Source organism: Acidianus brierleyi (genome assembly GCF_003201835.2).
Lineage (GTDB): Archaea > Thermoproteota > Thermoprotei_A > Sulfolobales > Sulfolobaceae > Aramenus > Aramenus brierleyi.
In genome coordinates, this window is sequence record NZ_CP029289.2 from 2,348,436 (window position 1) to 2,372,294 (window position 23,859).

The window sequence follows — 23,859 nt, forward strand, 5'->3', positions numbered from 1 at the left end:
CAAGAAAAAATAAAAGATATTACATTTTTAATTTTAATATATTAATTTTTACCTTATCTAGTTAGATTTAAATTATTGATTATCAATTAAACGTAATGGCTCAAAGTCCAGATATGGAGGGTTTAAATAAGTTAAAAGATTCTTCATTGTGGTTCACCATAGTCACATTAATTACTGCAATAGGAATTTTTTATTCTCAAGCAGCTATTTTAACTATTGTAGCTATTGTTCTTTTAATAATAAAGGCAATACCCAGTTTGAGAGATACTTTCAATTTCTTTAAAAGTACTGGGAAGGACGTAGATAGGGGAATTCAAGGATTAAATTATATATTATGGGGTTATATAATATTATTTATAGCTGGAATTTTTGGATTACTTTCGTTTATGTCTATATTTTCTCTAAATCTTGCAATAGTAGGATTTTTTGGAGCAATAACGGCCTTGCTCATAATTGTAGGAGTATTAATTATATTCATTTCCTATCTCTTCATAGGTCTATCTGTTTATAATTTGGGAGTATTTTATAATAATGATTTCATGAAAATCGGTGGTATTTTAATAATTATTCCAGGTATTAATTTTATAGGTTGGATTTTAACTTACGTAGGTAGTGACGATACTATAAGAAAGATTCAAGGAATTCAACCTTTTAATTTTCCTGCATACCAACCAATATATCAAGTAGGAAACGGAATACTTAGATTAGATGGAACTTGTTTCTTTTCATTATATTCTCCAATTCAAGGAGTTCAAATAACTAGCGCTATATTACAAGAATTAAATTTCTCTGCAACAGATATACAACCTAATATTCTAATACAAGGCGTAAATAATATTTCTATAAAGTTCCAGATATTGGGCAGTGGAATAGTAGGTAAACTATATACAGTTGTTGTAACTCTTTCTAACGGCCAAGTAATTCCTGTAAAAGTAGCTTTAACTGGTACTTAGTCTACACTAATTTTCTTAAGTATGTTAATATTTTTTATATACCATAATGTAACTGCACTCATTGTAAGTAATCCTGAGAATGGAACTAATAGCATTACAGTAGTGTATAAATATCCTGCTAACAACGAGAAAGATAGTCTGGAAATTGCAGTAACGAATTCATCTACTCCTATTGCACTTCCTAAAAGTTCTTCTCCTGCTCCATTTTGCATTCCTCTTAACCAGTAAATTTCGTATATTGAGTCCGCTATTCCTATTGCACCTAAACCGTAAACTACTATCCAAGGGTTATGTATTATCATTAAAATAAAAATAGAGAAATATATTGGTAACGTGTATGCTATTATTTTTAGTACAGACTTGAATCTTTTCATTATCCAGCTTCCTATAATGAATGATAATGAAAAGATTACTTGGGAAATGTCGTAAATTAATGATGTTCCATGGTAAATTATAATTAATGCAGGAGCGTATGAGACTATCATCCATATAGCTCCTTGTATTGAAGCAGTACCGAATGTCGTAAGTCTTAGAACGTTCTTCTCTTTAAAGAGCTTAAAGCCTGAAGATAGCGAAACGTTTTCGTGGCCTCCTCCCATTTGAAAAGTATAAAATATTATTCCTCCTATCATGGAAATTATTAATCCTAAAATTGCAGTAAAAACTCCTAAATATGAAAGTAAAAAATACCAACTAATTGTACCGGCAATTTCAGAACTTTCGTAAACTATCCTATTTATGAAGATGGCTTGTTTTTGCATCTCCCTTGGTACAATTTGATAAAAAGCTACTGAGCCTATCATTACACTGAACATAGAAAAAATAACTCGTAAAATAAAGAAAAATATTATAAATAATATCGAATGGAAGATGAGGAATATTACTACCGTAAGAGAAGAAAGTCTTGCAAATATGCCTAAAATGAAGTTAGCTTTCCTCCTGTCAAACTTATCGCTAACGTAGCCGGCTAATGGGGAAATCAAGACCTGAGAAATTGGTCTTGCAGAAGCTATTGGAATGAAAAGTAATGGATTCTGAATTTCCTTATATATCAACCAAAGTAAGGTCATCTGTATTATAGGGGTACTGAAAGATAGTGCAGAATTACCTATTAGAAAGCGTTTAAGCTTTTCCGGTATTGGCATTGATAAAAACAAAATATTTCATGGTATATAAGTTATTGATGTGAATTTTTATGTAAATTTCTTTTTATTAAAGCATTTTCATTAGTTTCATCTATCTCTTCATTTTATAACGTAAACTAAAATAACTTAATATTTTTTATAAGATTTTATCAAAAAATAATATTTGATCTTTATTTCATAAAATTTTCATATTTTGCTTGATTGAATAGCTATTTTATTATTAGCGTAATTCAATGCATCTATGTATTTTATCATTATGGTTAATATTCCCCATTCTTTATCAAACCTCTTCTCTTTAGCTATATAATCGAATTTCCTGTAGAAATTGCTTGCAGTATCTAAGGCTTCTATCATTATCATGTTCTTTCCCAATTTTAAAGAATAATCTTCTGAAAATTCTAGCAATCTGCTTCCTACTTTTTCTGATTTTACCAGTATATTTTTAGCCAACATATCTATAAGAACGTATTCACCTTTATCTATTAGATCTACTATTCCAGCTATTTTGTTATCTTCGTCTAGTACGAATACTTTATCCCCTTCTAAACTCCAAGTATAGTAGTCCTTAAGTGTGTATTTATCCATTCGTTTATCTCCAGATTTAAACGGGAAATATATGTCCTTTTGAGATATTTCCCTTATTATCCATCTAGCGCGATTTTAAATAAGACTTTATTTTTAACGTCAAGTTCATAAAATAAATTAGATAAAAAAGGGATTAATAAAAGTACGTATTAAAGAATTTGCGTATGGGAATTTATAAGGATTAAAGAGAAGCCATATATTTTTGAATTTTTTCTAAGTCTTCATCTGATAAAAATTGTTTTATCCATTCATATTTTAGGGACTTTAGTAAGCTTACTATATCTTCATAGTTAGCGTTATCGTTTTTCCATTCATCAAATAATTTGAGGGCTTTTTGTGTCATTTTATCAATCTCTGGATAATTCTTTTGCAACTTTTGAGATACTTCAAGCATTTCATTTTTAGGAACTGCACAAGGAGTATCCTTCCTGTGAAGATCGTGAATCATTGCTAGACATTGAAGCATTCTTCTTTCTGCCTTATATGCTCTAAACGCTGCTAGTTTAAGTTCTCCCTTTTTTGCTCTTTCTGTTGCTACTATAAAATCTTCTAAACTCATTTTTGCGTAGGTTTTCTCGTCTCTTATAGGCATAATATTTTTATAAAAAAAGTAGTTTTAATTTTTTCTTAAATAACATATCGTGGATTATCATGTAGATGAAAATTGTAACTTCTTAGAATATAACGGGATAATTATTCATTAAAAATTTTTAGTTAATATAAAAAAATTAAATATAATTGTATGTAATTATTATGTATACCCATATTTGCTTGTAGGAATTTAGGAGAATATTCTAATTTTAATATAAAAGAATATGATTTTAAATACTTGCAAGACTTTCATTTTAATGCAGTCTATTAGAGAAAATATAATATATAGTACTAAATAGCCAATAAATGAGAACGTTTTTATTTTTATTTTTTTCAGTACAAGCTATGAATTTATATGACGTATCAAGGGAAATAAAATCCGTTCTAAAAGAGGATAAAAGGGATGTAGATTCATTTGGAATAAAAAACAATAAGCTAGCATTAGTTCTAATTGATGGACTTGGTTGGAATATATCTAAAGATATAAAGACCTCTATTAATCCTAGGCAGATAGATTCAATATTTCCAAGTATAACTGTAACAGTTTTTGCAACGTTGCTTACAGCAAAGAAACCTGGAGAGCACGGAATTCTAGGTTGGAGAATTATTAATAAAGAGAACGGAACTATTGAAAATCTAATGGAAAAACTAAAGAAGGAGAACATTGAAGTTGACACGTATTTTCAGAATACTAATTCATTATTTATCATGCCAGAAGTTGCTACAAAGAGCCTAATGGGAAAATTAAAGGTAATTCCTTACTTTACTTATTGGGACGGACTATATAAATTTAGGACAGCTCTTGATAGATCTGATAATGATTTCGTTTTCTTTTATATTCCTTACGTTGATGCCGCTTCTCATCTCTATGGCCCTAATCACGAGGTTACCTTAAATACTGCAAAGGAAGTTGTTCAAAAAATAGACTGTATTTCAAGCTATTTTAAGGAAAAGTATTCAATATTAGTTACAGCAGATCATGGACATACTGAAATAACAAGAACTATCGATCTAAAGAAGGATAAGGAATTTATGACTGAAATGGATTTTCCGCCTTACGGAGATCATAGAAGCTTAATGTTCAAAGGAAAATTGCCAAAAAGCCTTCTTAAATACGGAATTAATGTTATTGAGGGAGAAAAAGTTGAAGAAATTCTTGGAGGCAATAAAAATAAGCCAGACTACGTTCTCATACCTAAGGACGATAATATAATTATTTATTGGGAAGACGATAGGAAACATGAATTCAAGGGTAGTCATGGAGGTTTAACTGAAGACGAAATGAAGATACCGTTATATCTTTATCAATAAGGTCAAATATTTTTATTATAACATCAGTGAAATATAATCTAAATATTTTTTATAGATCTATATAGAAAACATCTTAATACATATTATATGTAGATAATATTAATTAATTGCTTTTTACTTAATCAAACTATGAAAAATCCTCTTAAAGAATGGGATGATAAAAAACTCTCTCTTTTTCATATAAAAACAATGTTAGTAGCAGGAGCAGGTACTTTTGTAGACGGATACGATTTAACTGTAGGTTCCTTAGTGTTAACAATAATTGAAGAGAGCCAAGGTATAAACTTAGAATCGGTATCAGAAATCCTTTTTTTATCAGTTATTTTAGGAAATTTTTTAGGGGCAATAATATTTGGTTATTTAGCTAAGCATGGTAGAAAGAAGTTCTACGGAATAGATGCAATGCTAATGACTATAGGAGCAGTAATGCAAGCATTTGCATATACTCCTATTTTGTTATCAGTAGTAAGATTTTTATTAGGTATAGGAATAGGTGCAGACTACGTATTATCTCCTTTAGTTAATGCGGAGTACGCAAACAAAAAAGATAGAGGAAAATTAATGGCAATTTCTGGAGGTCTTATGTGGAATTTAGGGGCATTATTATCAGTTATTACAGTTCTAGTTTTATCAACGTTTTTACCCTCAGATTTACTTTGGAGAATTTCATTAGCTTTAGGCTCACTTCCAGCATTAATTGTAATTTATGCAAGAAGAAAATTTCCAGAAACTCCGAGATATTTACTTTACATTAAGGGAGATTTAAAGAGTTTAAATAAGTTTTATGATATAAAATTAACTGAAACTCCTCAAAGTAACGTAAACTGGAGTATACTAATAATACCTCTTATCTTAGCTTCAGCAACCTGGTATCTTTTTGATGTATCAGCTTATGCTGGAGTGTTCTTTGGGCCAAACGTTATAGCAAAAAGTATTGGGGTAAATGGAATTATATTTGAGTTAATAGTTTTAACAATATTTGCTATTCCCGGTAACGTTATAAGCGCATTTTTTGCTGATAGAGCTGGAAGAAAACCACTGCAAACAATAGGATTTTTAGGTATGGGAGTCTTTATTATAGCCTTTGCGATTATAGGTAGTAAATTAGCATTACCTCTTTATGGTATTTATAGCCTGATGGCTCAAGTAGGTCCAGGAACAATAGTTGGGTTTTGGGGAGTAGAACTTTTCCCTACTATGATTCGTAGTATAACTAGTGCCATTACAGTTATGTCAGGAAGATTAGGAGTAATAACTACCGCGCTATTATTTCCTTTAATTATCCATTCTTATGGAGTACAAAGTACTTTAATTGTCTTAGGAATACTAAGTCTGATTGCGTCGGCTTTAACTCTTTTCTTAAGGGAAACTAAAGATAAGAGTTTAGACGAATTGGAGTTATTGAGAGAAAAAGTTTAGAAAGTTTTCATATGCGGATTTAAAACATTAGCTTGAAATTTTTATTTTTAAGGTTCTTAAAAATTAAGTATTAAATATTGATTTGCTTAATAGTAAGTTATAATTATTTTTCCCAATAAAACTAAATAACTTATAATTTCTCTATCTTTATTTCAGTATACTTATATTTTGGAGCTCCAGATTCATCTAAATCGTCACATACTACGTAATTAACCTTAGGATCGTGCATATACATCATTGCGACTCCCTTTGGGACTTCATTAGAAATTTTAACCTTAAAATTCATTTTTCCGCAATTTGATATTACGCTAACTTCTTCACTATCCCTTATCTTTAGTTCCGTAGCATCATCACTACTAATATATATAGGGGTACTATACACTCCAAATCCTGGTATCCTTCCAGTAACTACGTCAGTATTATATCTTGTTACATTTCTTACTGTTATTAATATCATTCCATTTTTAACTTCATGTTGTTCTCTGAAAATGAATCTAGCTTTTCCATCCTCAGTATTGAATTTTTCCTCATATAATGAAACTTCATGATTAGGATATCTTGAATTAGACGAATAGTCCATTATTTCGTCAAGGGAAAGATTAGAGTACGTTGGACTTACTTTCTTCATTTCTTCAAAAACTTCTTTAGGATCAGAATTAAAGGAATATCCAAATCCTTCAGCTAATTCTTTTAATATTTCGTAGTCCGGTTTAGCTTCTCCTGGCGGATCTATGGCTTTGAATCTCCATTTTACTAATCTATCTAAATTTGCTACAGATCCTTCCTTTTCTACCCATAAGGCAGCTGGTAAAACGTAATCTGCTATTTTAGCAGTTTCAGTCATAAAAGGATCAATGACAACTAAGAGATCTAAGCTTCTTAGTTTTCTTTCAACTTTTTCTCTATTAGGCATACTAATTAAAGGATTATAACCCATGAATATTATCGCTCTTATTTTATCTTAACAAGGGGGCGTTCAGTAATAAATATTTTGGTTGAACTTCAAGCATAATGTCAACTAAGGTTGCCACGTGTACCTTTCAATCCACGTGGCGATTTGGGGAGGATCACTTAGGCTCATAAGGCTTATTATTATACCAAACACTCCAAATTATTCTAGCCAATTTCCTGGCTAAAGCAGTGTACAACTTCTTTCCCTTCAACTTTTCCTTATGGTTCTCGTAAAATTCTAGTAATGTAGGATTACGAGAGTAATTCATCTCAGCGAGGAAAACAAGCTGCGCAAGTACTTATTACCCTTCTTCGGTATTCCCTTACAGTAGCTTTACCGCTCCTCTCATTGGGTCTAAACCGCAGATACGAAGGACTCAGGGTTAGGAAAGCGTTTAATGTCTCCAACAATGCCTATTATTATTCCCGAAGAAAGTTTTCCTATTCCCGGTATAGTTAATAGAACGTGATTTTCAGACTGTGATTGTATCATTTTCTCTACTTCTTTTATTTTCTCGCTTGTTTCCAGTAGTGCTTTAGATAATACTTCGATTTCTTCAAGTACGATCTTTGTTCCAAGTTGTATAATTGTATTTTGAAGTTTCCTTTAGAGAATTCTTCAAGCATTTCCTTGCTTATTTTTTCCTCGTCACTGACTAGGAATAGTGCTCTTTTTACCCTGTTCTTGTACTTTACTTCAAGGTCTTTTAGGAAGATATATAGTGTTACTAGTTCTTTCAATGGGTTGTAGTTGTACTCCTTTGCCTTGTTTGCCATGTTTATTAGTTTTTGTAGTAAAAATCTGTTTTCTTTCCTCTCAAGTCCTTCTCCTTCCATAGTATATTTGGGCTTACTTGTAGTATCTTGATCCCTTTTTCCTTGAAGTATTGACATGGTTTTATTGAGTATGCTCCTGTCGGTTCGACCACTATTGTGTTTAGTTTCACTTTTAGTATTTCTTCATAACCCTTCTTGTTGTTCTCGTAGACCCTCCCCTCACTCGTTACTAGATGATCTTTTGATATGTCTATTCCTAGGATCCCTACCTCTTTATCACACCTATATCCGTGCATATTATCACAATGTTCAGTCCGATGGTAGGGGTTTGTCACGCCCCCGTTCGAAGACTTTGCTTCAGTCAAAGGGTCGACCATGTTTCCCAGTTGGAGAGTATTACTCTCCCCAACTAATTAATCTATATAGGTTCAAAGGGGGCGGAAGACTCCATCCGTAAGGGTGGAGATGGATAGCCCCCTTTGTAAAACTTATATACTTCTTTTTCAAATATTCTATTATGTCCGACGTAGGGTTACGCTTCAGAGCGTACACTAACGAACAAACATTGAGGGCGTTAAAAGCCCAGTTGAGGTTAGCGTCAGAAGTGTATAACACCCTACGTTGGACAGACATCTATTTTCATGAGAGAGATGGAAAAGGACTCACTAAGACGGAGTTGAGGCAACTAGCCCTTGACCTGAGAAAACAGGATGAACAATATCAACATCTATATTCCCAAACACTGCAGCAGATTGCAGACAGATTCTACGACGCTAGACAGAGGTTCTTCGATGGGTTAGCACGTTTCCCAAAGGAAAAGAAAGCACACAAGTGGTACTCACTAGTATACCCTCAATCAGGTTGGAAAGTCCTGAAGGTGAGAGAAATAAGGACGAAGAGCAAGAAGAACAAGAAGAAGGTAATAACGCTTCAGCTGTCAAACCTAGGGATCTTCAACGTTATTGTCCATAGGGACTTCCCGCTGGAAAAAGTAAAGAGGGTAGTAATCAAGTTAACACCATCAGGCAGAGTTTACATTACTTTCGTTGTGGATCAAGAGTATCCTCAACTCCCCAAGACAAACAAAGTTGTTGCTGTGGATGTAGGCGTAGAGAAACTTCTCACTACCTCTGACGGGGAATATGTCCCCAACCAGAGACCTTATGAGAAGGCACTCAACAAGATGAAGAAGCTTCATAAAGCTCTCTCACGGAAGAAGTTCTTGTCACACAACTGGTTTAAGGCAAAGATTAAGCTTGCAAGGGCTCACGAACACTTGAAGAACCTTAGGAAGGACATGTACATGAAACTTGGTAAGTATTTTGCTGAGCATTATGATGTTCTCGTAATGGAGGACATTCGCGTTAAGCAAATTGTTGGTAAGTCTCTCAGAAGGCTGAGGATGAGGTTACACGATGTTGCTATTCATGAGCTTAGGAGTATCATGGAGTATCAACTTGGGAAGTACGGTAAGAAACTCACTCTAGTGGATCCTGCTTTTACTTCAATGACTTGTGCTAGGTGCGGACATGTTAAGAAAGATTTGACGTTGGCTGATCGTGTGTTTGTCTGTCCCAAGTGCGGTTGGGTCGCTGATCGTGATTATAATGCTTCCCTCAACATCCTAAGAAGATCGGGGTCGGAACGACCCTTAGTGCCTGTGGAGCTGAGACCTCTACCTTTGGCAAGCCTCGGCTTTGAAGCAGGAAGCCACGTCCGTTAGGGCGCGGTAGTTCACTGTCTCGCAATAAAGCGTTTGTAACTGATAATCCAGGGTTAGTTGGAGGCTTAAATTTCCATATTTTAAGGAGTTTTTGTGCATTTTCTTCGTTCATTGCTCCGTTTGGAAAGACGTTTGGCTTTACAATATCTCCTGCTCCTTGAACGTTAGTCTGTCCTCTAAATACTAGAAGTCCACCATATTTTCCTATATTTCCTGTAAGTAATGCTAAATCTATGTAAGATCTAACGCCGTCAACTCCTGAAGATTGAGTTAAACCTAATCCCCAAGCGAATATAACTCCTTTTTGAGAAATTAATTTAGCAAAATTTTCTATATCTTCTTTTAATATTCCAGTAATCTTTTCAGCATAATCCAAAGTATATTTTGATACTCCTTTAGCATACTCATTAAATCCAACTGTTCTTTCTTTAATGAATTTCTCGTCAATTAAAGAATTTTCAATTAAATAATTTCCTACTGCATTAAATAATGCTATGTCAGTTCCAGGCTTTGGTCTTAAATGAACATCCGCAAACTTTGAAGTGCCGTTTATTCTAGGATCTATCACGACGATTTTAGTTCCTTTAATTTTTGCTTCTGTCAAATATTGGGATAACACTGGGTGACTTCCAGTGACGGATTCTCCAGTTATCACTACTACTTTCATTTTAGGAATCATTTCTGCAGAAATTGAAGAAGCTCCTATTCCAACCATTTCCTTTAATGCCATAGCTGAAGGCTCGTGACATACTCTAGCACAAGAATCTACGTTATTTGTTCCTATAGCTCTTGCTAACTTTTGCATTAAATAATTTTCTTCTAGAGTATTTTGACATCCACCGTAAAAAGCTATTGAATCTTTACCGTATTGAATAATTTCCTTAATTTTATTAACAATATCATTTATTGCCTCTTCCCACGATATTCTTATGTGTTCTCCTTTAATTTTCTTTAGAGGATAAGTTACTCTATCCCAAGAGTAAACAGGCTCAAAGGATAATGTTCCTTTTCCACATAAATGTCCTTTACTTAATACATGTTCTTTAGATGGAGATAGTCTAACAATTGACGAGTCTACGTAAAGTTCTACTCCACAGCCTACACCACAGAATGGACAGATACTTTTAACGATTTCCATTGTGTTAGATTAGTACTTATGATAAAAAGGATTAATGAGAATAAGCTTTGAAAGAATCGTTTTACATTGAAAAAGAACTTATGTAACTTTAGAAAGGAAAACTAAATATACAGTGAAAGATATTGGAGAATATTCACGTATCTTATTTAATATAGTACATTTGACATTTGAATGATTTTTCTAGTAGTTTATAAGATGTTTAATTCTAATTTTAGAGTATAAATAATGATTATTTAATGATGTATGTTGGAAAAATAGTCAAGACTGTCTGTATTTAGCAGGACGTGTATAATAAGCATGTGAAGGTAAAGCGAACTAATTAATAATATGTGATAAGAATAATGGAAAAAGAAAGAAAAAGGATTTATGAACATAGGTATTATAGAATTAAGTCTTTAGGTTAAAGGTCCTTACTCTTCTATAATTGACTTTTATACACTTATGTTTCTTTTTCAATTTATGCTATTTCTATAACCTTAGAATATTTTGAGTATTCTTTAAATCCTTCTGAATCAGTTACATGAATTTCAACAGGTGCATCGAAAGGTAGACCGTAAATATCGAAAGCTCTTAACATTATTGCCCGTTTAAAACTTCTCTTATCTTTAACATCTGTAACTATTAATACATCAATATCACTTAACACGGTAACTCTATCTTCAGCTACACCGCCAAAGACGAATACTCTTGACCTTGGGTCAAGGTCTTTGGAAGCCTTTGCTATAGCTTCAGCGTATTCCATCCATTTTCTTAAGTGTTGGAATTTTCTCTTAACCCAACTTGACATTTTTATTCAACTCCTCAAGGAGTTGGATTAGGTCTGAGACTAGCTTGATAATATCTACAGCTAAATTAGGTTCGTAATAGCCTTCTTCTCCATATCTACTTTCAGTATAACTTTCTTCTAAAATAATTAGTTTCTCCCTATTTTGAGTAACAAAATCTTTTATCTTCTTGGACTCTTTTTCAAAATGGTTATTATCAAGCTCTGTTATTAGTTGCCCTAACAAACCCCTTAGTTGGTGTCCCCTTATTTTCTCTCCAAATAGTTCGTAATAAATTGCTTTAATGTATAGTTGTGCTGCTTGTTCAGAAAGAAATAAGCTCCAATTGATGTCTTTCGAAATCTTAGCTAATTCCAATGCGTTCAAAGCTCTCTCCTTAAGTATCCTAACGTAATTACCGCTCATGATGTGTAGTTTACTTTCTCTTATTAAAAATTTTAATCTTGATTGTTTTGACAATGTTTTATTAAAAAAATTCTCTTTAAAATCCTGATAGGTTAAGGATTCTTGAAACAATGAATAAGAAAATGATTAACAATAAATATTCTCTAACAAAGTCAAAGGATTAATGAGAATAAGCTTTGAAAGAATCGTTTTACATTGAAAAAGAACTTATATTTCAAAATTCATAAACAAAAAATTTGAAGGCTATATTCTAAAAATATTAAACTACACAAAAAAATTTTTATGGAAAATGATATTTTGTATATTTATCCATTAATAATGTCTTTTTGTTATACGCTTAAAAATTTTAAAACTTTTATGAATTGTTATTATTTAATTTTAGTTTTTTATAAGTCGGACTTAAATAGACAAAGCTTTGTCAATAATTTAAATGAAATACACTAAATTACCTTCAAAATTTATTAAAGTAGTAGTGTTTTTATCAACTATAGGTTTAATTATAGAAGCTTATGACTTCTTCTCTATAGGGATAATTTCAACAGCAATATGGCCATATGTTTTCTTTAAGGGAGTATCAAGTAGCGCAATAGCTTTTTCAATATTTGCTTATGCTACAATACTTATAGGTAGACCAGTAGGAGGGGCAATCTTTGGACATTTTGGAGATAAGATAGGAAGAAAATTCTCAATGTTCTGGAGTCTTTTCTTGTCTGGTATAGCAATGCTTTTGGTAGCATTAATACCTCCAATAGGAATAATAGCAATTCTTCTAATAGCTATTCTTAGATTCGCTCAAGGTTTAGGATTAGGAGGAGACGGTGGAAGTTCTATAGTTTTGAGTTTTGAATATGCTAATAAAGGAGATAAAACTGGATACTTCATGTCCTTTCCAATGGCTGCAGCCATACTAGGAATACTCTTAGGTCTAGTGGGAGTAATTTTATCAGAAAACTTGGAAAGTAAGATATTTCTACTTTCATATGGTTGGAGAATATTGATAGGCATAGGATCTATAGCTCTAATGGTTTCCGCTTATTTAAGAATGAAAGTTGTTGAAAGTTTAGACTTTAAGGAGTTATCAAGAGAAGGAAATGTAGATCCTAGTCCTATAAAATCTGCATTTAAAACATGTTGGAAGAAAATTGTACTACTAACTTTAGGTATGGCATATTTTCCAGTAATGTTAAACTTTGTTCTTTATCCATATTCAATAGAACTTTACACTAAGTTAGGTTTTGTTGAAAAACAAGTAATGATGGTATTTCTTGTTGGATCAATAATAGCCTTCGCTTTTACTCTTCTAGGTGGTTACTTAGGTGATAAATACGGATGGAAAAAAATAGTGTTAATTTCAGCAATTGGTAGCTTAGTGACTTTGCCTATTTTACTTTTGCATAACCTCCTTGGATTAATACCATTGTATGTTTTGTCATCATTAGGTTGGGGAGCTATGGGTATGTACGCTTCGGAATTCATAGTAAAATTAAGGAATACGAGTGCTGGGACAGTATTTGGTCTTATTGGCCTCTTCCCTGCAGTATTATTACTAGTCGTGTTACCTCTGTCTATAACTATTTACGGTATAGTAGGATCTTTCATGCCTATAATGACTATTAGCGAAGCAATTACAGTCATTTCAATAGTTTCAATATTTACATTAATGAGAGGTAACAAAAATGAAGGAAGTATCTCTTAATGTCTCCCACGAATTGGACGTAGTTCTTTCTCTTTTTTCTGACCCTGAGTTTTCTTTGCCTAGAATAATGCCTGGCTATGAAAGTCACACTGGTAAAGATAACTTTCAAGTAATTGGAGTAGTAGGAATGTTTCCATATATAATGGAAGGTAGAATATTTAGAGGTTCCTCAATAAAGTACGTATTTAGAATGATAGACGGATTAAAGGGAGCAGGAAATATTGATATCTCAGGAATTGAAAGTAAACTGAAGTTTATTATAGACTACGACGGCGATGCTAAGTCACAATTCGAATCTTCCTTCGAAAAAGGAATTAAAAAGATCTCTAAAAGTATAAACGAGGACATTAGATTGGAAAGAATAAAAAGAAAAATATGATTTTTTCTCAGTCTAAAACTTATTAACTTTTTATCAAACTATTTCCCATGGATTATTTTACTGGAAACGTAAAGGATACTCCTTCCTCAGAAGTTAAAATAGGTAACTCTAAAAATACTTTTATCCAATGGTTAGTTACAAAGGATCATGGTACGTCCTACGCATTAAGGAGATTTATAGTTAAACCTAAAGGTCAAATTCAAATGCATTACCATGAGTATTATGAGAGTCTATATATAATTAAAGGTCAATGTAAAGTATGTGTAGGAAAAGAAACTAGACGGCTAAATCCAGGAGATTTCATTTTCATAAATTCGAAGGTTAAACATGCTATAGTGAACGAGGGTGATGAAGATTTAGAATTTCTTTGCGTAATAAATTATGCAGATGATATGAAAATAATTCCATTAGACGAGGAATGTTAAAAAAATTAACTTAATTGTGTTATTAAAGAGAATAATATATCTCTTTCAGTTACTATTCCTTCCAATTTTTCATCTACTACTGGTAAAGTTCCTATGTTTTTATCTCTCATGATTTTGGCAGCCTCGGAAATACTAGTATATTTGGAAACTGTTATAGGATTCCTAGTTCCTGCGTCCAAAACCTTTCCTGATACTCCTTTTCTAGATACGTATTTTACTATATCTGCTGCTGTAACTATGCCTATTAGTTTACCTCCTTCAGTAACTGGTAATCTTCTTAAATTGTTTCTAAACATTATAGTAGACGCAGAAAGTAGATCAACGCATTTGTCTGCAGTAATTATTCTTTTAGACATTACTGATTCTACGAAACCTGGGATCTGAATTTTAGAAGCTAAATTTACAGCTTCTCTTTCCGTAAATATTCCAAGGATTACGTTTTTATCTATAACTGGTACTCCTCCTATATTGTTAGCAATCATTTTTCTTATAACGTAACCTACTTCGTCTTCAGGAGATACTGCTATTAAATCTTCGCTCATTAGGTCGGAAGCCCTTAAGTTAAATAAGGATTCACCATATTCAGAAAGAGCTGCGATTATGCTTCTCGTAGTAATTACGCTTATTGGCTTATCTTTATCCATTACTATTACTCTACCAGATTTTTCTCTGGAGAGAACATCAAGTAATTCTTTCATTGGAGTCTCAATATTAACCGTAACAACGACTTTATTCATTAATTCTTCGACTTTCATATATATAATTATAGATTTTTACATTTTAAAACTTTGTATCGAATTCGTTCTTTTCTATTCTAAGCCCAAGTTTATTAGCTATCTCTAAATCTGCCAATATTACCTCAAACTCTGGAGATTGAATGATATACGAACCTATCATCTCTTCATCATATTTGGTGTTGGATTTTAGAACATAAACTCTAGCCTTTCTTTCCGGCCATTTAATCTTATTTACGTCTACTAATTCAGTAGTTATTTTGGCTTTAGGCAGAATTTCCTTAAGCAAGTCCTCATTTACTTTTGCATTAATTTCTTCAAGTTCCTTAAGAGTACTGAAATTCTTATCTTTAAATATAGAAATTAGTTTATCATTTATTAATTGAGTAACTCCTTCATGATTTTTTATAACCGAATAAGTTAATTTCATTGCAGCACAATCAGTATGAGGTAAATAAACAACTTCTTCAGGGTTTAATTTCTTAAGTATATCTTTAATTTCAAATATGTTTGCTCCAGCATTCCTTATGATTAAAGAATCTTTTTTAGATTTATTTATAACTTCTTGAGTTAATCTGTAATCCATGCAGGAAATAACGACTTGCATGATACTAACTATAATTTCCAGTATAAATTTTTTAAGTAATTTAAGTAGTATGAAATAAGAAGTAATAGTTCCAACAAATTATGAGAATCTATTTAATAATGTATATCGTAATTAGGAATAGCTTATGAATATAGAAAAAATAAATTCAATTTTATGTAGTTTATATAACGGAAGAATTCTAAATGCTATTACTAACATTAACATATTTATTGATATTACTTTTCATTGATAGCAAAAAATTAACTAGTTTCTGATATTCTCTCTCAGTCGATAAATATATATCATTATTCATACTCTATTCAGTTATATTGTTCTTAAGTAATTAAAACTTTATCCAATAAAAATATATTTATTAACAAAAGAATTCAGTCCTCATTTGCTTGGATGGAAATTTTTAATACGCCGTTTGATAATTTTATCTCATGAATATGCAAATCTCTAATTCATTAAATGGTAATTTTGCTAATAATTTACCTTCACAAGAACAAGTTATTATCCAACAACTTATTTATCCTTATATTGCTTTAGATAACGAGTCTGGGATAATAATAAGATTTAGTGATAATTGGAGTAAAGTAGAATATCATGAAGGAAAGATAGTAATATATCGTGATGAAGACGGGAAAATAAGTATTATAGAGGCAGAATACGATGATGAGAAATAAAGGGATCCAATATCAACAATATGAAGTAATTAACGTAGAGCCATTAATAATCAAGTTTTACGTTAAGGATGAAAATATTACTTTAATGTTATATATGATTCCTCAAGTAGTGGAAATTGAAGACAATAAGGTTGTTTCAGTGGTTAGTACGTCTGCTTTATCAATATTTTCCGATAAGCCTAAAATGGGCGAATTATGTAGTCCTCAGAAATTAAATAGTCGTACTCCTGTAATTCCAGAATATGATATAGCAAGTGAGGGAACTACAGAAATTAAGGTAAACGATAAAAAGGTTAAAATCAGAGCAAAAATAACAAATATCAACGTTTACCCAGATTTAAGGGATAGTTTTGGAAACCCTTGTGTGAATGTATCATGGATTCAATCGATAGATGTAGAATAGATTGCAAGTTCGTTAAAAGTGAGGCTAAAAGGGCATTTTTAGAGGAAAGACTAAAAGACTTATCCCAGTATAAGGAAGAAATATGTAAAGCGTTAAATGATGTATGTAATAGTAAAGTAAATTTTTCTTGCTTACAATGTTTTGATAAAGTTTCCAATAAATATAGTTCTGGAGAATGTAAAAAATCTTGCGATGAAAAATTTAGATTCTCCTTTTGTTTCAAACTTACACAAGATTTGATATTTAATGTTATAGCTGAGAAAGATGGAAATACGATAATTGTAACTTTCTATCCTTTTTCATTTCAAAAGGCAACAACGCTGGAAGAAAAATGTGATAACGTAATTAATTCGATCTAGGATTTCAAGCCTAAGATATAAATAAATGAAAAACACTATTAAAGCTGATACATAATTATTTCAGATTATGATAATAATCGATATTAAGCTTTAAAATTAAATCACTCATAATTATAACTATGGATATAGAAAAAATAATAGAGGAAGGATATAAGAAATCAGATAATGAATTAGAAGACTATTTTAGAAAATTATATAAAGAATTTAATAATAATCCTAGAATTGTTTATGAATATGCCAACGTATTGGATTACTTAGGAAAAGAGAAAGAAGCAATACCGTTGTACAAGGAAGCCTTAAGGAAAGGTCTATCTGGAAAATACTTAGATATGTGTTTAATTCAGTTAGCGAGCTCCTTACGTTTAGTGGGAAATTTAAATGAAAGTTATGAAATTTTATCTAATTTATATAATAAAACTAAAGAACCTTCTTCCCTTCTATTCCTTTCCCTTACACTATTTAGTTTAAACAAAATCAAAGACGCTTATTGCTTAATGTTTAAGTATATTTTGGAGAAAAACGAAGGTTTCCTTGAAGATTACAGAAGAGCTTTAACGCAATATATTAACGAAATATGCAAAAGTTAAGAAAATTTTAAGAGTTATTTCAAAGTGCCGATTTTAGTACGAGAGAGAAACTCTCATTAACATGATAGTAAAAATATGTTATATGATAGAAACACGTCAGCTTTTCAAAATTTATAAAGACGGGACTACGGCACTCAACGGACTTGACCTTAAGCTTTCCTCAAAAATTTCATGTGTTCTAGGTAGAAACGGTGCTGGTAAAACTACATTATTGAGAATACTTTCAACACAACTTTTGCCAACCAAGGGTAAAGCATTCGTTAATGGATTTGACGTAGTAAAAGAAGCTAAGAAGGTTAGGAAAACAATATGTAGTATTCCTCAAGAAGCAGGAACTGCGGGAATGCCAAGTCCTTTGGAGCATCTTGTAATGTATTTAACTGCCAGAGGTTTTTCAATTTCCGAAGCCTTTAACGTTTCAAAGAAAGTACTTAAGGATATAGGATTAGGAAAAGTTATGAATAAGCCTACAGACGAACTTTCAGGAGGAATGAAAAGAAAAGTATTTGTAGCAATGGCTCTAGCATCAAATGCTGACCTAGTATTTTTGGACGAACCTACTACAGGTTTAGATCCCCTTTCTAGACTTGAAGTATGGTCTGCAATCAGATCTATGGATTCAAAAATTGTTTTAACTACTCATTACATGGAAGAAGCTCAAGAACTTTGTGAGGAAATAGCCATTATAAACAATGGGAAATTGGTAGATAAGGGAACTCCTTCTGAATTACTTTCCTCACTAGAAGGTAAAGTAAGGGTAGAGGGCGTTGGAGACATAAAAATAGGGAACATTAGAATATCCTATATGACTCCTGATGAAGCTAAGAGTTTATTAGGAAAAGTTACAATAAAGCCAATAAGTTTAGAAGACGTTCTTATAACTAAGGGGTTGTATATTGAAGATTAGGTTTATATTAACCTTTTCGTGGTTTTACGGATTTACAACGTTAATAAGATCTCCAATCTACATTCTTTCGTATCTAGCATTACCTATGTCTTTACTATTTTTCATTTTTTTAATATCTCACGGAGCTCTTTTAAAATTCGGAATTTTAGGAGGTTTAATATCAGTTATAGTTTCTAACGCACTCTCCTTAGTTGGAGATTTTGCCTTTTTTAGACTGCAGCTAAGGCTACAAGATCTTTTAGTAGCTACAGAAATAGGTCCTATAGATTATATTTCTGGATTAGCTATAGGCAATCTTCTATACAGTATACCAGGATTAATAATTTACATAATAATGGGATTGTATTTTAACGTATTTTCTCTCATTCAACTTCCACTTTTAGGATTGGTTCTCGTCCTTTTACTAATGTCTAGCACGGGCTTATCGATAACTTTAGCAAGCTTTCTTAAGCATACAAGGCATTCTTGGGGATTATCTACATTCCTATCTTTACTATTTACCTTATTGCCTCCTCTATATTATCCTTACACTATACTTCCTAAGGTAATTTTAGACGTCCTTTACATTTCGCCATCTACTTCCGCATCAATGATTGCTCAATCTTACTTAGGTTTAGCACCATTTCAATTAACTGCAGTTATAGTGTTTACAATAGAGACTATCTTCTTTAGCGCTTTACCTTTTTATGCCTTAAGGTGGAGGGAAAGCTGAAGCCAATATGAAGGACTTAACAGAGCTTTTAAAAACTTGTAAGATTTTCCAATTTTTAAAAGAGAGTTAAATTGTTCCTAATTTTGTCTTTATCTTTTCAATTAATTCTTTCTCTTCATCTTCTAGTTTCATTGAACTAATAATTTCAATCTCAGTTTTTATTAACTCCTTTATTGAGATTATTGCATCATTTCTGCTATGAAAAGGGCTTATGTCCTTATCTAAGCCATTATATGCATATCTATGAATTCCTAGCATTGCTGTGGTTAAATTGATAATTCCTTTAAAACCAAGATCTTCTAAATCTTGTGATATACCAATCAATCCAGTAGTTGCTGAATAGCCTATTCTTAAGTACCACTTAACTTCATCGTCTTTTCCTTCTCTCTTCTTTTTTTCTATAATCTTGTTAAAATTTGATACAACTAAAGAGCTTAAAAGAGCTTTCCATGAAAGAAAAAGTTTACTTGCTGAATTCCTACTATAACCTTCTTTTAGCATTTCAAGGCTTAAATAAAGCTCTTCTAACGCTTCAAGTAATCTAAGCCTTGAATACTTTTCCGGTTCTCTAGTAAACTTAGGTAATTGCGATTCCACAAAATTCTTTTCTCTTTCCCTTATTTATTCTTGCTACTTTTATCATTAGTTATTATTATCTTAATTGAATATATTGAGATTTATATATAAAATAATATTCTCTAAGACTTTATTACGAAAAATTAGTTATCTAGGTTGTAAAATATTTTTGAGATAATTTCTTTATATATGAATATTAAATTTATCTCTTATGTTCAATAAGCTCTTATTATAGTTTTCCGCATTTAAGAAGACTATAAGATAACTATACTGCTAAAAATTTCACTATATATGAAATTCCATTCTTAATTATACAATAATAAAAGTTATAGGAAAAACTCTTTTACTCTGCGATTTATGGACTCTCATGGACGTAATAGAAGAAATGAAAAAGAAAGGGTTTAAGAAGTTAACAGGTCCTCCAGAAGATTGGCTAAAGACTTTCACTTCAATGGATTGGGGATTTAGAGAAAAAGAGAGACTCAAAAAGGAGTGGGATAAAATAGAGCCAGGTGACATTTTTATTTTTCATTCCATGAAAACTGAAAACTTATCTGCAGACTTTCCAACTGGAATTATAGGAGTTGGTATTATAGGAGAAAAGAGAACTGGAATAGACGAAGAAGCATATTTTGAGGATAAGAGACTAAGGCCTTTAAGGATAGTCTTTAAAGAAATTTGGTGGTTCGGCGATTACGAGAAGATTTCAAAAGAAAAATTTCCTTTAAAAGCTAGAAGGGGAGAGGATTTTCTGATTAAAGAGATTTATTATCTCTTAAGGAATTGCATAACTTTCCAAGAAATGAGAGAACATGACTGTATAATATCTACCCAAGGTGCAATACAAAACGTAAGTAAAGAAAAACAGAATAAGTTAATAGAACTTATAAAGCCTAGATTAAAGGAACCTATCAGGAAATGAATCACTATGCTTTAAGAGCCTACTTCAATCTACATCGTTAGTAGTTCCTGAAAATTCTTATCCTTAATTTCAAAAAACTATTCTTCTTATGACCAGATTTTATATCATAAGGTAAAATATCCTTTAGCTTATCTTTATTTTTGATTATCATATTATATATTTTATCCTTTAATTCTAAATTATCAGACAATATTTTATATCCATAATAGAGCATATGCGATAAATTAACATTATTTTCGTTACACTCTTCCGGTTTCATGACAATAATATCAACTGGAGCGTTAGGCATAGTGCGACTATAAATTTCAATACCTTTATCTTAACAAGGGCGTTCAGTAATAAATATTTCGGTTGAACTTCAAGCATAATGTCAACTAAGATTGCCACGTGTACCTTTCAATCCACGTGGCGATTTGGGGAGGATCACTTAGGCTCATAAGGCTTATTATTATACCAAACACTCCAAACTATTCTAGCCAATTTCCTGGCTAAAGCAGTGTACAACTTCTTTCCCTTCAACTTTTCCTTATGGTTCTCGTAAAATTCTAGTAATGTAGGATTACGAGAGTAATTCATCTCAGCGAGGAAGTAGAACAAGCTGCGCAAGTACTTATTACCCTTCTTCGATATTCCCTTACTTACAGTAGCTTTACCGCTCCTCTCATTGGGTCTAAACCGCAGATACGAAGGACTCAGGGTTAGGAAAGCGTTTAATGTCTCCAACAATGCCTATTATTATTCCCGAAGAAAGTTTTCCTATTCCCGGTATAGTTAATAGAACGTGATTTTCAGACTGTGATTGTATCATTTTCTCTACTTCTTTTATTTTCTCGCTTGTTTCCAGTAGTGCTTTAGATAATACTTCGATTTCTTCAAGTACGATCTTTGTGTACTCTAAGTTGTATAATTGTATTTTGAAGTTTCCTTTAGAGAATTCTTCAAGCATTTCCTTGCTTATTTTTTCCTCGTCACTGACTAGGAATAGTGCTCTTTTTACCCTGTTCTTGTACTTTACTTCAAGGTCTTTTAGGAAGATATATAGTGTTACTAGTTCTTTCAATGGGTTGTAGTTGTACTCCTTTGCCTTGTTTGCCATGTTTATTAGTTTTTGTGCGTCGTAAAAATCTGTTTTCTTTCCTCTCAAGTCCTTCTCCTTCCATAGTATATTTGGGCTTACTTGTAGTATCTTGATCCCTTTTTCCTTGAAGTATTGACATGGTTTTATTGAGTATGCTCCTGTCGGTTCGACCACTATTGTGTTTAGTTTCACTTTTAGTATTTCTTCATAACCCTTCTTGTTGTTCTCGTAGACCCTCCCCTCACTCGTTACTAGATGATCTTTTGATATGTCTATTCCTAGGATCCCTACCTCTTTATCACACCTATATCCGTGCATATTATCACAATGTTCAGTCCGATGGTAGGGGTTTGTCACGCCCCCGTTCGAAGACTTTGCTTCAGTCAAAGGGTCGACCATGTTTCCCAGTTGGAGAGTATTACTCTCCCCAACTAATTAATCTATATAGGGTTCAAAGGGGGCGGAAGACTCCATCCGTAAGGGTGGAGATGGATAGCCTCCTTTGTAAAACTTATATACTTCTTTTTCAAATACCCTATTAATGTCCGACGTAGGGTTACGCTTTAGAGCGTACACTGACGAACAAACATTGAGGGCGTTAAAAGCCCAGTTGAGGTTAGCGTCAGAAGTGTACAACACTCTACGTTGGGCAGACATCTATTTTCATGAAAGAGACGGAAAAGGACTCACTAAGACGGAGTTGAGGCAACTAGCTCTCGATCTGAGAAAACAGGATGGGCAATATCAACATCTATATTCCCAAACACTGCAGCAGATTGCAGACAGATTCTACGACGCTAGACAGAGGTTCTTCGATGGGTTAGCACGTTACCCAAAGGAAAAGAAAGCACACAAGTGGTACTCCCTCGTCTACCCTCAATCAGGTTGGAAAGTCCTGAAGGTGAGAGAAATAAGGACGAAGAGCAAGAAGAACAAGAAGAAGGTAATAACGCTTCAGCTGTCAAACCTAGGGATCTTCAACGTCGTTGTCCATAGGGACTTCCCGCTAGACAAGGTAAAGAGGGTAGTAATCAAGTTAACACCATCAGGCAGAGTTTACATTACTTTCGTTGTGGATCAAGAGTATCCTCAACTCCCCAAGACAAACAAAGTTGTTGCTGTGGATGTAGGCGTAGAGAAACTTCTCACTACCTCTGACGGGGAATATGTCCCCAACCAGAGACCTTATGAGAAGGCGCTCAACAAGATGAAGAAGCTTCATAAAGCTCTCTCACGGAAGAAGTTCTTGTCACGCAACTGGTTTAAGGCAAAGATTCGTCTAGCGAGGGCTCACGAACACTTGAAGAACCTTAGGAAGGACATGTACATGAAACTTGGTAAGTATTTTGCTGAGCATTATGATGTTCTCGTAATGGAGGATATTCGCGTTAAGCAAATTGTTGGTAAGTCTCTCAGAAGGCTTAGGATGAGGTTACACGATGTTGCTTTTCATGAGCTTAGGAGTATCATGGAGTATCAACTTGGGAAGTACGGTAAGAAACTCACTCTAGTGGATCCTGCTTTTACTTCAATGACTTGTGCTAGGTGCGGACATGTTAAGAAAGATTTGACGTTGGCTGATCGTGTGTTTGTCTGTCCCAAGTGCGGTTGGGTCGCTGATCGTGATTATAATGCTTCCCTCAACATCCTAAGAAGATCGGGGTCGGAACGACCCTTAGTGCCTGTGGAGCTGAGACCTCTACCTTTGGCAAGCCTCGGCTTTGAAGCAGGAAGCTCCGTCCGTTAGGGCAGGGTAGTTCACGTAATGGATTTTCACATTCTATGAAAACTATTATATCGAAATCGCTATTAGGTCTATTTTTACCGCTAGCTCTACTGCCAAATAATATAACAGTAGTGTTAGGATAAAGGCCTATTAACTTACCTAGTACTTCGTGAGCTTCTCTCAACTTCATTTCCTTTTCCATTTTACTTTTAAAGTATATTCAAATTTAAAGAATCTAGATTATATCATATGTTTTGTATTATTAAGAAAAAAGATAAGCTATTGTTTTAAATGTCGTTT

General features: G+C 32.7%; 27 protein-coding genes and 2 pseudogenes. 15 read left to right on the forward strand and 14 right to left on the reverse strand.

The genetic code is table 11. From position 1 onward, the window contains the following. Positions 1 to 95: 95 nt before the first annotated feature. A complete protein-coding gene (locus DFR85_RS28760; RefSeq protein WP_110271242.1) occupies positions 96 to 953 on the forward strand; it encodes a DUF973 family protein in 858 nt (285 codons plus the stop codon). On the opposite strand, the gene DFR85_RS28765 is transcribed toward DFR85_RS28760, so the two are convergent. From DFR85_RS28765 to DFR85_RS28775, 3 genes are all read right to left on the reverse strand, one after another. Further along, positions 950 to 2,098, reverse strand: coding sequence for an MFS transporter (locus DFR85_RS28765; protein WP_110271243.1), 1,149 nt, complete (start codon positions 2,096 to 2,098; stop codon positions 950 to 952). The two genes, DFR85_RS28760 and DFR85_RS28765, sit on opposite strands and share 4 nt — an antisense overlap. A 186-nt stretch (positions 2,099 to 2,284) precedes the next feature. Then, positions 2,285 to 2,683 (reverse strand): GNAT family N-acetyltransferase, encoded by a 399-nt coding sequence (locus DFR85_RS28770; RefSeq protein ID WP_110271244.1) that lies wholly within the window; start codon positions 2,681 to 2,683, stop codon positions 2,285 to 2,287. 181 nt (positions 2,684 to 2,864) lie between these two features. After that, positions 2,865 to 3,275, reverse strand: coding sequence for a hypothetical protein (locus DFR85_RS28775; RefSeq protein ID WP_110271245.1), 411 nt, complete (start codon positions 3,273 to 3,275; stop codon positions 2,865 to 2,867). A gap of 344 nt (positions 3,276 to 3,619) precedes the next feature. On the opposite strand from DFR85_RS28775, the gene DFR85_RS28780 reads away from it, so the two are divergent. Further along, on the forward strand, positions 3,620 to 4,585 hold the full coding sequence (locus tag DFR85_RS28780; RefSeq protein WP_162582822.1) for an alkaline phosphatase family protein: 966 nt from the start codon (positions 3,620 to 3,622) through the stop codon (positions 4,583 to 4,585). Between the two features lie 129 nt (positions 4,586 to 4,714). Next, positions 4,715 to 6,004, forward strand: a complete 1,290-nt coding sequence (locus DFR85_RS28785; protein WP_110271247.1) for an MFS transporter — start codon at positions 4,715 to 4,717, stop codon at positions 6,002 to 6,004. Positions 6,005 to 6,134: 130 nt separating this feature from the next. Here the strand turns inward: DFR85_RS28785 and DFR85_RS28790 are convergent, their stop codons facing one another. Together DFR85_RS28790 and DFR85_RS28795 are read right to left on the reverse strand one after the other, a co-directional pair. Further along, complete coding sequence (locus DFR85_RS28790) at positions 6,135 to 6,959, reverse strand: molybdopterin oxidoreductase family protein (protein WP_432417931.1); 825 nt, start codon at positions 6,957 to 6,959, stop codon at positions 6,135 to 6,137. Between the two features lie 112 nt (positions 6,960 to 7,071). Continuing rightward, a pseudogene (locus DFR85_RS28795) lies at positions 7,072 to 8,109 on the reverse strand (transposase). A gap of 140 nt (positions 8,110 to 8,249) precedes the next feature. Here DFR85_RS28795 and DFR85_RS28800 point away from each other — a divergent pair. After that, a complete protein-coding gene (locus DFR85_RS28800) occupies positions 8,250 to 9,455 on the forward strand; it encodes an RNA-guided endonuclease InsQ/TnpB family protein (RefSeq protein ID WP_110271249.1) in 1,206 nt (401 codons plus the stop codon). Here the strand turns inward: DFR85_RS28800 and DFR85_RS28805 are convergent. The 3 genes from DFR85_RS28805 to DFR85_RS28815 all read right to left on the reverse strand — a co-directional run bounded on the left by DFR85_RS28805 (position 9,349) and on the right by DFR85_RS28815 (position 11,783). After that, positions 9,349 to 10,593, reverse strand: a complete 1,245-nt coding sequence (locus DFR85_RS28805) for a molybdopterin-dependent oxidoreductase (protein ID WP_110271250.1) — start codon at positions 10,591 to 10,593, stop codon at positions 9,349 to 9,351. The genes DFR85_RS28800 and DFR85_RS28805 overlap by 107 nt on opposite strands. Positions 10,594 to 11,050: 457 nt before the next feature. Then, complete coding sequence (locus DFR85_RS28810; RefSeq protein ID WP_110271251.1) at positions 11,051 to 11,380, reverse strand: nucleotidyltransferase domain-containing protein; 330 nt, start codon at positions 11,378 to 11,380, stop codon at positions 11,051 to 11,053. Further along, positions 11,364 to 11,783 carry a HEPN domain-containing protein gene (locus tag DFR85_RS28815; protein WP_110271252.1) on the reverse strand — a complete coding sequence of 140 codons (420 nt, stop codon included), beginning with the start codon at positions 11,781 to 11,783 and terminating at the stop codon, positions 11,364 to 11,366. Before DFR85_RS28815 ends, DFR85_RS28810 begins: the two co-directional genes overlap by 17 nt. A 430-nt stretch (positions 11,784 to 12,213) precedes the next feature. On the opposite strand from DFR85_RS28815, the gene DFR85_RS28820 reads away from it, so the two are divergent. From DFR85_RS28820 to DFR85_RS28830, 3 genes are read left to right on the forward strand one after another with little or no spacing between them, the layout of a single operon-like run. Continuing rightward, positions 12,214 to 13,479, forward strand: a complete 1,266-nt coding sequence (locus tag DFR85_RS28820) for an MFS transporter (RefSeq protein WP_110271253.1) — start codon at positions 12,214 to 12,216, stop codon at positions 13,477 to 13,479. Then, entirely contained in the window at positions 13,460 to 13,858 is a 399-nt protein-coding gene (locus tag DFR85_RS28825; protein ID WP_110271254.1) for an STK_08120 family protein, read from the forward strand. The genes DFR85_RS28820 and DFR85_RS28825 overlap by 20 nt, the downstream gene beginning before the upstream one ends. 47 nt (positions 13,859 to 13,905) lie before the next feature. Continuing rightward, positions 13,906 to 14,283 carry a cupin domain-containing protein gene (locus tag DFR85_RS28830; RefSeq protein ID WP_110271255.1) on the forward strand — a complete coding sequence of 126 codons (378 nt, stop codon included), beginning with the start codon at positions 13,906 to 13,908 and terminating at the stop codon, positions 14,281 to 14,283. 5 nt (positions 14,284 to 14,288) lie between these two features. Here DFR85_RS28830 and DFR85_RS28835 read toward each other — a convergent pair whose 3' ends face one another. Then, positions 14,289 to 15,038, reverse strand: a complete 750-nt coding sequence (locus DFR85_RS28835) for a CBS domain-containing protein (RefSeq protein ID WP_110271256.1) — start codon at positions 15,036 to 15,038, stop codon at positions 14,289 to 14,291. Positions 15,039 to 15,063: 25 nt separating this feature from the next. Then, the gene (locus DFR85_RS28840) at positions 15,064 to 15,624 is read right to left on the reverse strand and encodes a carbonic anhydrase (protein ID WP_246252899.1); all 561 of its coding nucleotides are present in this window, start codon (positions 15,622 to 15,624) and stop codon (positions 15,064 to 15,066) included. Positions 15,625 to 16,046: 422 nt separating this feature from the next. Between DFR85_RS28840 and DFR85_RS28845 the strand changes: the two genes are divergently transcribed. The 6 genes from DFR85_RS28845 to DFR85_RS28870 all read left to right on the forward strand — a co-directional run bounded on the left by DFR85_RS28845 (position 16,047) and on the right by DFR85_RS28870 (position 19,257). Next, the gene (locus tag DFR85_RS28845) at positions 16,047 to 16,289 is read left to right on the forward strand and encodes a hypothetical protein (protein ID WP_110271258.1); all 243 of its coding nucleotides are present in this window, start codon (positions 16,047 to 16,049) and stop codon (positions 16,287 to 16,289) included. Next, on the forward strand, positions 16,276 to 16,692 hold the full coding sequence (locus DFR85_RS28850) for a hypothetical protein (RefSeq protein WP_110271259.1): 417 nt from the start codon (positions 16,276 to 16,278) through the stop codon (positions 16,690 to 16,692). Before DFR85_RS28845 ends, DFR85_RS28850 begins: the two co-directional genes overlap by 14 nt. After that, complete coding sequence (locus DFR85_RS28855) at positions 16,665 to 17,051, forward strand: hypothetical protein (protein ID WP_110271260.1); 387 nt, start codon at positions 16,665 to 16,667, stop codon at positions 17,049 to 17,051. Before DFR85_RS28850 ends, DFR85_RS28855 begins: the two co-directional genes overlap by 28 nt. 119 nt (positions 17,052 to 17,170) lie before the next feature. After that, positions 17,171 to 17,638: a tetratricopeptide repeat protein gene (locus DFR85_RS28860; RefSeq protein WP_110271261.1), complete on the forward strand. Its 468-nt coding sequence runs from the start codon at positions 17,171 to 17,173 to the stop codon at positions 17,636 to 17,638. Between the two features lie 82 nt (positions 17,639 to 17,720). Then, positions 17,721 to 18,545, forward strand: a complete 825-nt coding sequence (locus DFR85_RS28865; protein WP_110271913.1) for an ABC transporter ATP-binding protein — start codon at positions 17,721 to 17,723, stop codon at positions 18,543 to 18,545. After that, the gene (locus tag DFR85_RS28870; protein ID WP_246252900.1) at positions 18,535 to 19,257 is read left to right on the forward strand and encodes an ABC transporter permease; all 723 of its coding nucleotides are present in this window, start codon (positions 18,535 to 18,537) and stop codon (positions 19,255 to 19,257) included. The genes DFR85_RS28865 and DFR85_RS28870 overlap by 11 nt, the downstream gene beginning before the upstream one ends. 66 nt (positions 19,258 to 19,323) lie before the next feature. Here the strand turns inward: DFR85_RS28870 and DFR85_RS28875 are convergent, their stop codons facing one another. Continuing rightward, on the reverse strand, positions 19,324 to 19,854 hold the full coding sequence (locus DFR85_RS28875) for a PaREP1 family protein (protein ID WP_110271263.1): 531 nt from the start codon (positions 19,852 to 19,854) through the stop codon (positions 19,324 to 19,326). A gap of 346 nt (positions 19,855 to 20,200) precedes the next feature. Here DFR85_RS28875 and DFR85_RS28880 point away from each other — a divergent pair, with 346 nt between their 5' ends. After that, positions 20,201 to 20,755: a hypothetical protein gene (locus DFR85_RS28880; RefSeq protein ID WP_110271264.1), complete on the forward strand. Its 555-nt coding sequence runs from the start codon at positions 20,201 to 20,203 to the stop codon at positions 20,753 to 20,755. Positions 20,756 to 20,792: 37 nt separating this feature from the next. On the opposite strand, the gene DFR85_RS28885 is transcribed toward DFR85_RS28880, so the two are convergent. Both DFR85_RS28885 and DFR85_RS32155 read right to left on the reverse strand, forming a co-directional pair. Next, positions 20,793 to 21,044, reverse strand: coding sequence for a hypothetical protein (locus tag DFR85_RS28885; protein WP_110271265.1), 252 nt, complete (start codon positions 21,042 to 21,044; stop codon positions 20,793 to 20,795). A gap of 134 nt (positions 21,045 to 21,178) precedes the next feature. Continuing rightward, positions 21,179 to 22,232, reverse strand: a pseudogene (locus tag DFR85_RS32155) (IS110 family RNA-guided transposase). Between the two features lie 142 nt (positions 22,233 to 22,374). Between DFR85_RS32155 and DFR85_RS28895 the strand changes: the two are divergent. Then, the gene (locus DFR85_RS28895) at positions 22,375 to 23,580 is read left to right on the forward strand and encodes an RNA-guided endonuclease InsQ/TnpB family protein (RefSeq protein ID WP_110271266.1); all 1,206 of its coding nucleotides are present in this window, start codon (positions 22,375 to 22,377) and stop codon (positions 23,578 to 23,580) included. On the opposite strand, the gene DFR85_RS32345 is transcribed toward DFR85_RS28895, so the two are convergent. After that, on the reverse strand, positions 23,474 to 23,761 hold the full coding sequence (locus DFR85_RS32345; RefSeq protein ID WP_110271267.1) for a nucleotidyltransferase family protein: 288 nt from the start codon (positions 23,759 to 23,761) through the stop codon (positions 23,474 to 23,476). The genes DFR85_RS28895 and DFR85_RS32345 overlap by 107 nt on opposite strands. Positions 23,762 to 23,859 lie beyond the last annotated feature (98 nt).

Coding starts and splice junctions, on each gene's coding strand:
- DFR85_RS28760 (WP_110271242.1), top strand. CDS start 96: ATGGCTCAAAGTCCAGATATGGAGGGTTTAAATAAGTTAAAAGATTCT.
- DFR85_RS28765 (WP_110271243.1), bottom strand. CDS start 2,098: ATGCCAATACCGGAAAAGCTTAAACGCTTTCTAATAGGTAATTCTGCA.
- DFR85_RS28770 (WP_110271244.1), bottom strand. CDS start 2,683: ATGGATAAATACACACTTAAGGACTACTATACTTGGAGTTTAGAAGGG.
- DFR85_RS28775 (WP_110271245.1), bottom strand. CDS start 3,275: ATGCCTATAAGAGACGAGAAAACCTACGCAAAAATGAGTTTAGAAGAT.
- DFR85_RS28780 (WP_162582822.1), top strand. CDS start 3,620: ATGAATTTATATGACGTATCAAGGGAAATAAAATCCGTTCTAAAAGAG.
- DFR85_RS28785 (WP_110271247.1), top strand. CDS start 4,715: ATGAAAAATCCTCTTAAAGAATGGGATGATAAAAAACTCTCTCTTTTT.
- DFR85_RS28800 (WP_110271249.1), top strand. CDS start 8,250: ATGTCCGACGTAGGGTTACGCTTCAGAGCGTACACTAACGAACAAACA.
- DFR85_RS28805 (WP_110271250.1), bottom strand. CDS start 10,593: ATGGAAATCGTTAAAAGTATCTGTCCATTCTGTGGTGTAGGCTGTGGA.
- DFR85_RS28810 (WP_110271251.1), bottom strand. CDS start 11,380: ATGTCAAGTTGGGTTAAGAGAAAATTCCAACACTTAAGAAAATGGATG.
- DFR85_RS28815 (WP_110271252.1), bottom strand. CDS start 11,783: ATGAGCGGTAATTACGTTAGGATACTTAAGGAGAGAGCTTTGAACGCA.
- DFR85_RS28820 (WP_110271253.1), top strand. CDS start 12,214: ATGAAATACACTAAATTACCTTCAAAATTTATTAAAGTAGTAGTGTTT.
- DFR85_RS28825 (WP_110271254.1), top strand. CDS start 13,460: ATGAAGGAAGTATCTCTTAATGTCTCCCACGAATTGGACGTAGTTCTT.
- DFR85_RS28830 (WP_110271255.1), top strand. CDS start 13,906: ATGGATTATTTTACTGGAAACGTAAAGGATACTCCTTCCTCAGAAGTT.
- DFR85_RS28835 (WP_110271256.1), bottom strand. CDS start 15,038: ATGAAAGTCGAAGAATTAATGAATAAAGTCGTTGTTACGGTTAATATT.
- DFR85_RS28840 (WP_246252899.1), bottom strand. CDS start 15,624: ATGCAAGTCGTTATTTCCTGCATGGATTACAGATTAACTCAAGAAGTT.
- DFR85_RS28845 (WP_110271258.1), top strand. CDS start 16,047: ATGAATATGCAAATCTCTAATTCATTAAATGGTAATTTTGCTAATAAT.
- DFR85_RS28850 (WP_110271259.1), top strand. CDS start 16,276: ATGATGAGAAATAAAGGGATCCAATATCAACAATATGAAGTAATTAAC.
- DFR85_RS28855 (WP_110271260.1), top strand. CDS start 16,665: ATGGATTCAATCGATAGATGTAGAATAGATTGCAAGTTCGTTAAAAGT.
- DFR85_RS28860 (WP_110271261.1), top strand. CDS start 17,171: ATGGATATAGAAAAAATAATAGAGGAAGGATATAAGAAATCAGATAAT.
- DFR85_RS28865 (WP_110271913.1), top strand. CDS start 17,721: ATGATAGAAACACGTCAGCTTTTCAAAATTTATAAAGACGGGACTACG.
- DFR85_RS28880 (WP_110271264.1), top strand. CDS start 20,201: ATGGACGTAATAGAAGAAATGAAAAAGAAAGGGTTTAAGAAGTTAACA.
- DFR85_RS28885 (WP_110271265.1), bottom strand. CDS start 21,044: ATGCCTAACGCTCCAGTTGATATTATTGTCATGAAACCGGAAGAGTGT.
- DFR85_RS28895 (WP_110271266.1), top strand. CDS start 22,375: ATGTCCGACGTAGGGTTACGCTTTAGAGCGTACACTGACGAACAAACA.
- DFR85_RS32345 (WP_110271267.1), bottom strand. CDS start 23,761: ATGGAAAAGGAAATGAAGTTGAGAGAAGCTCACGAAGTACTAGGTAAG.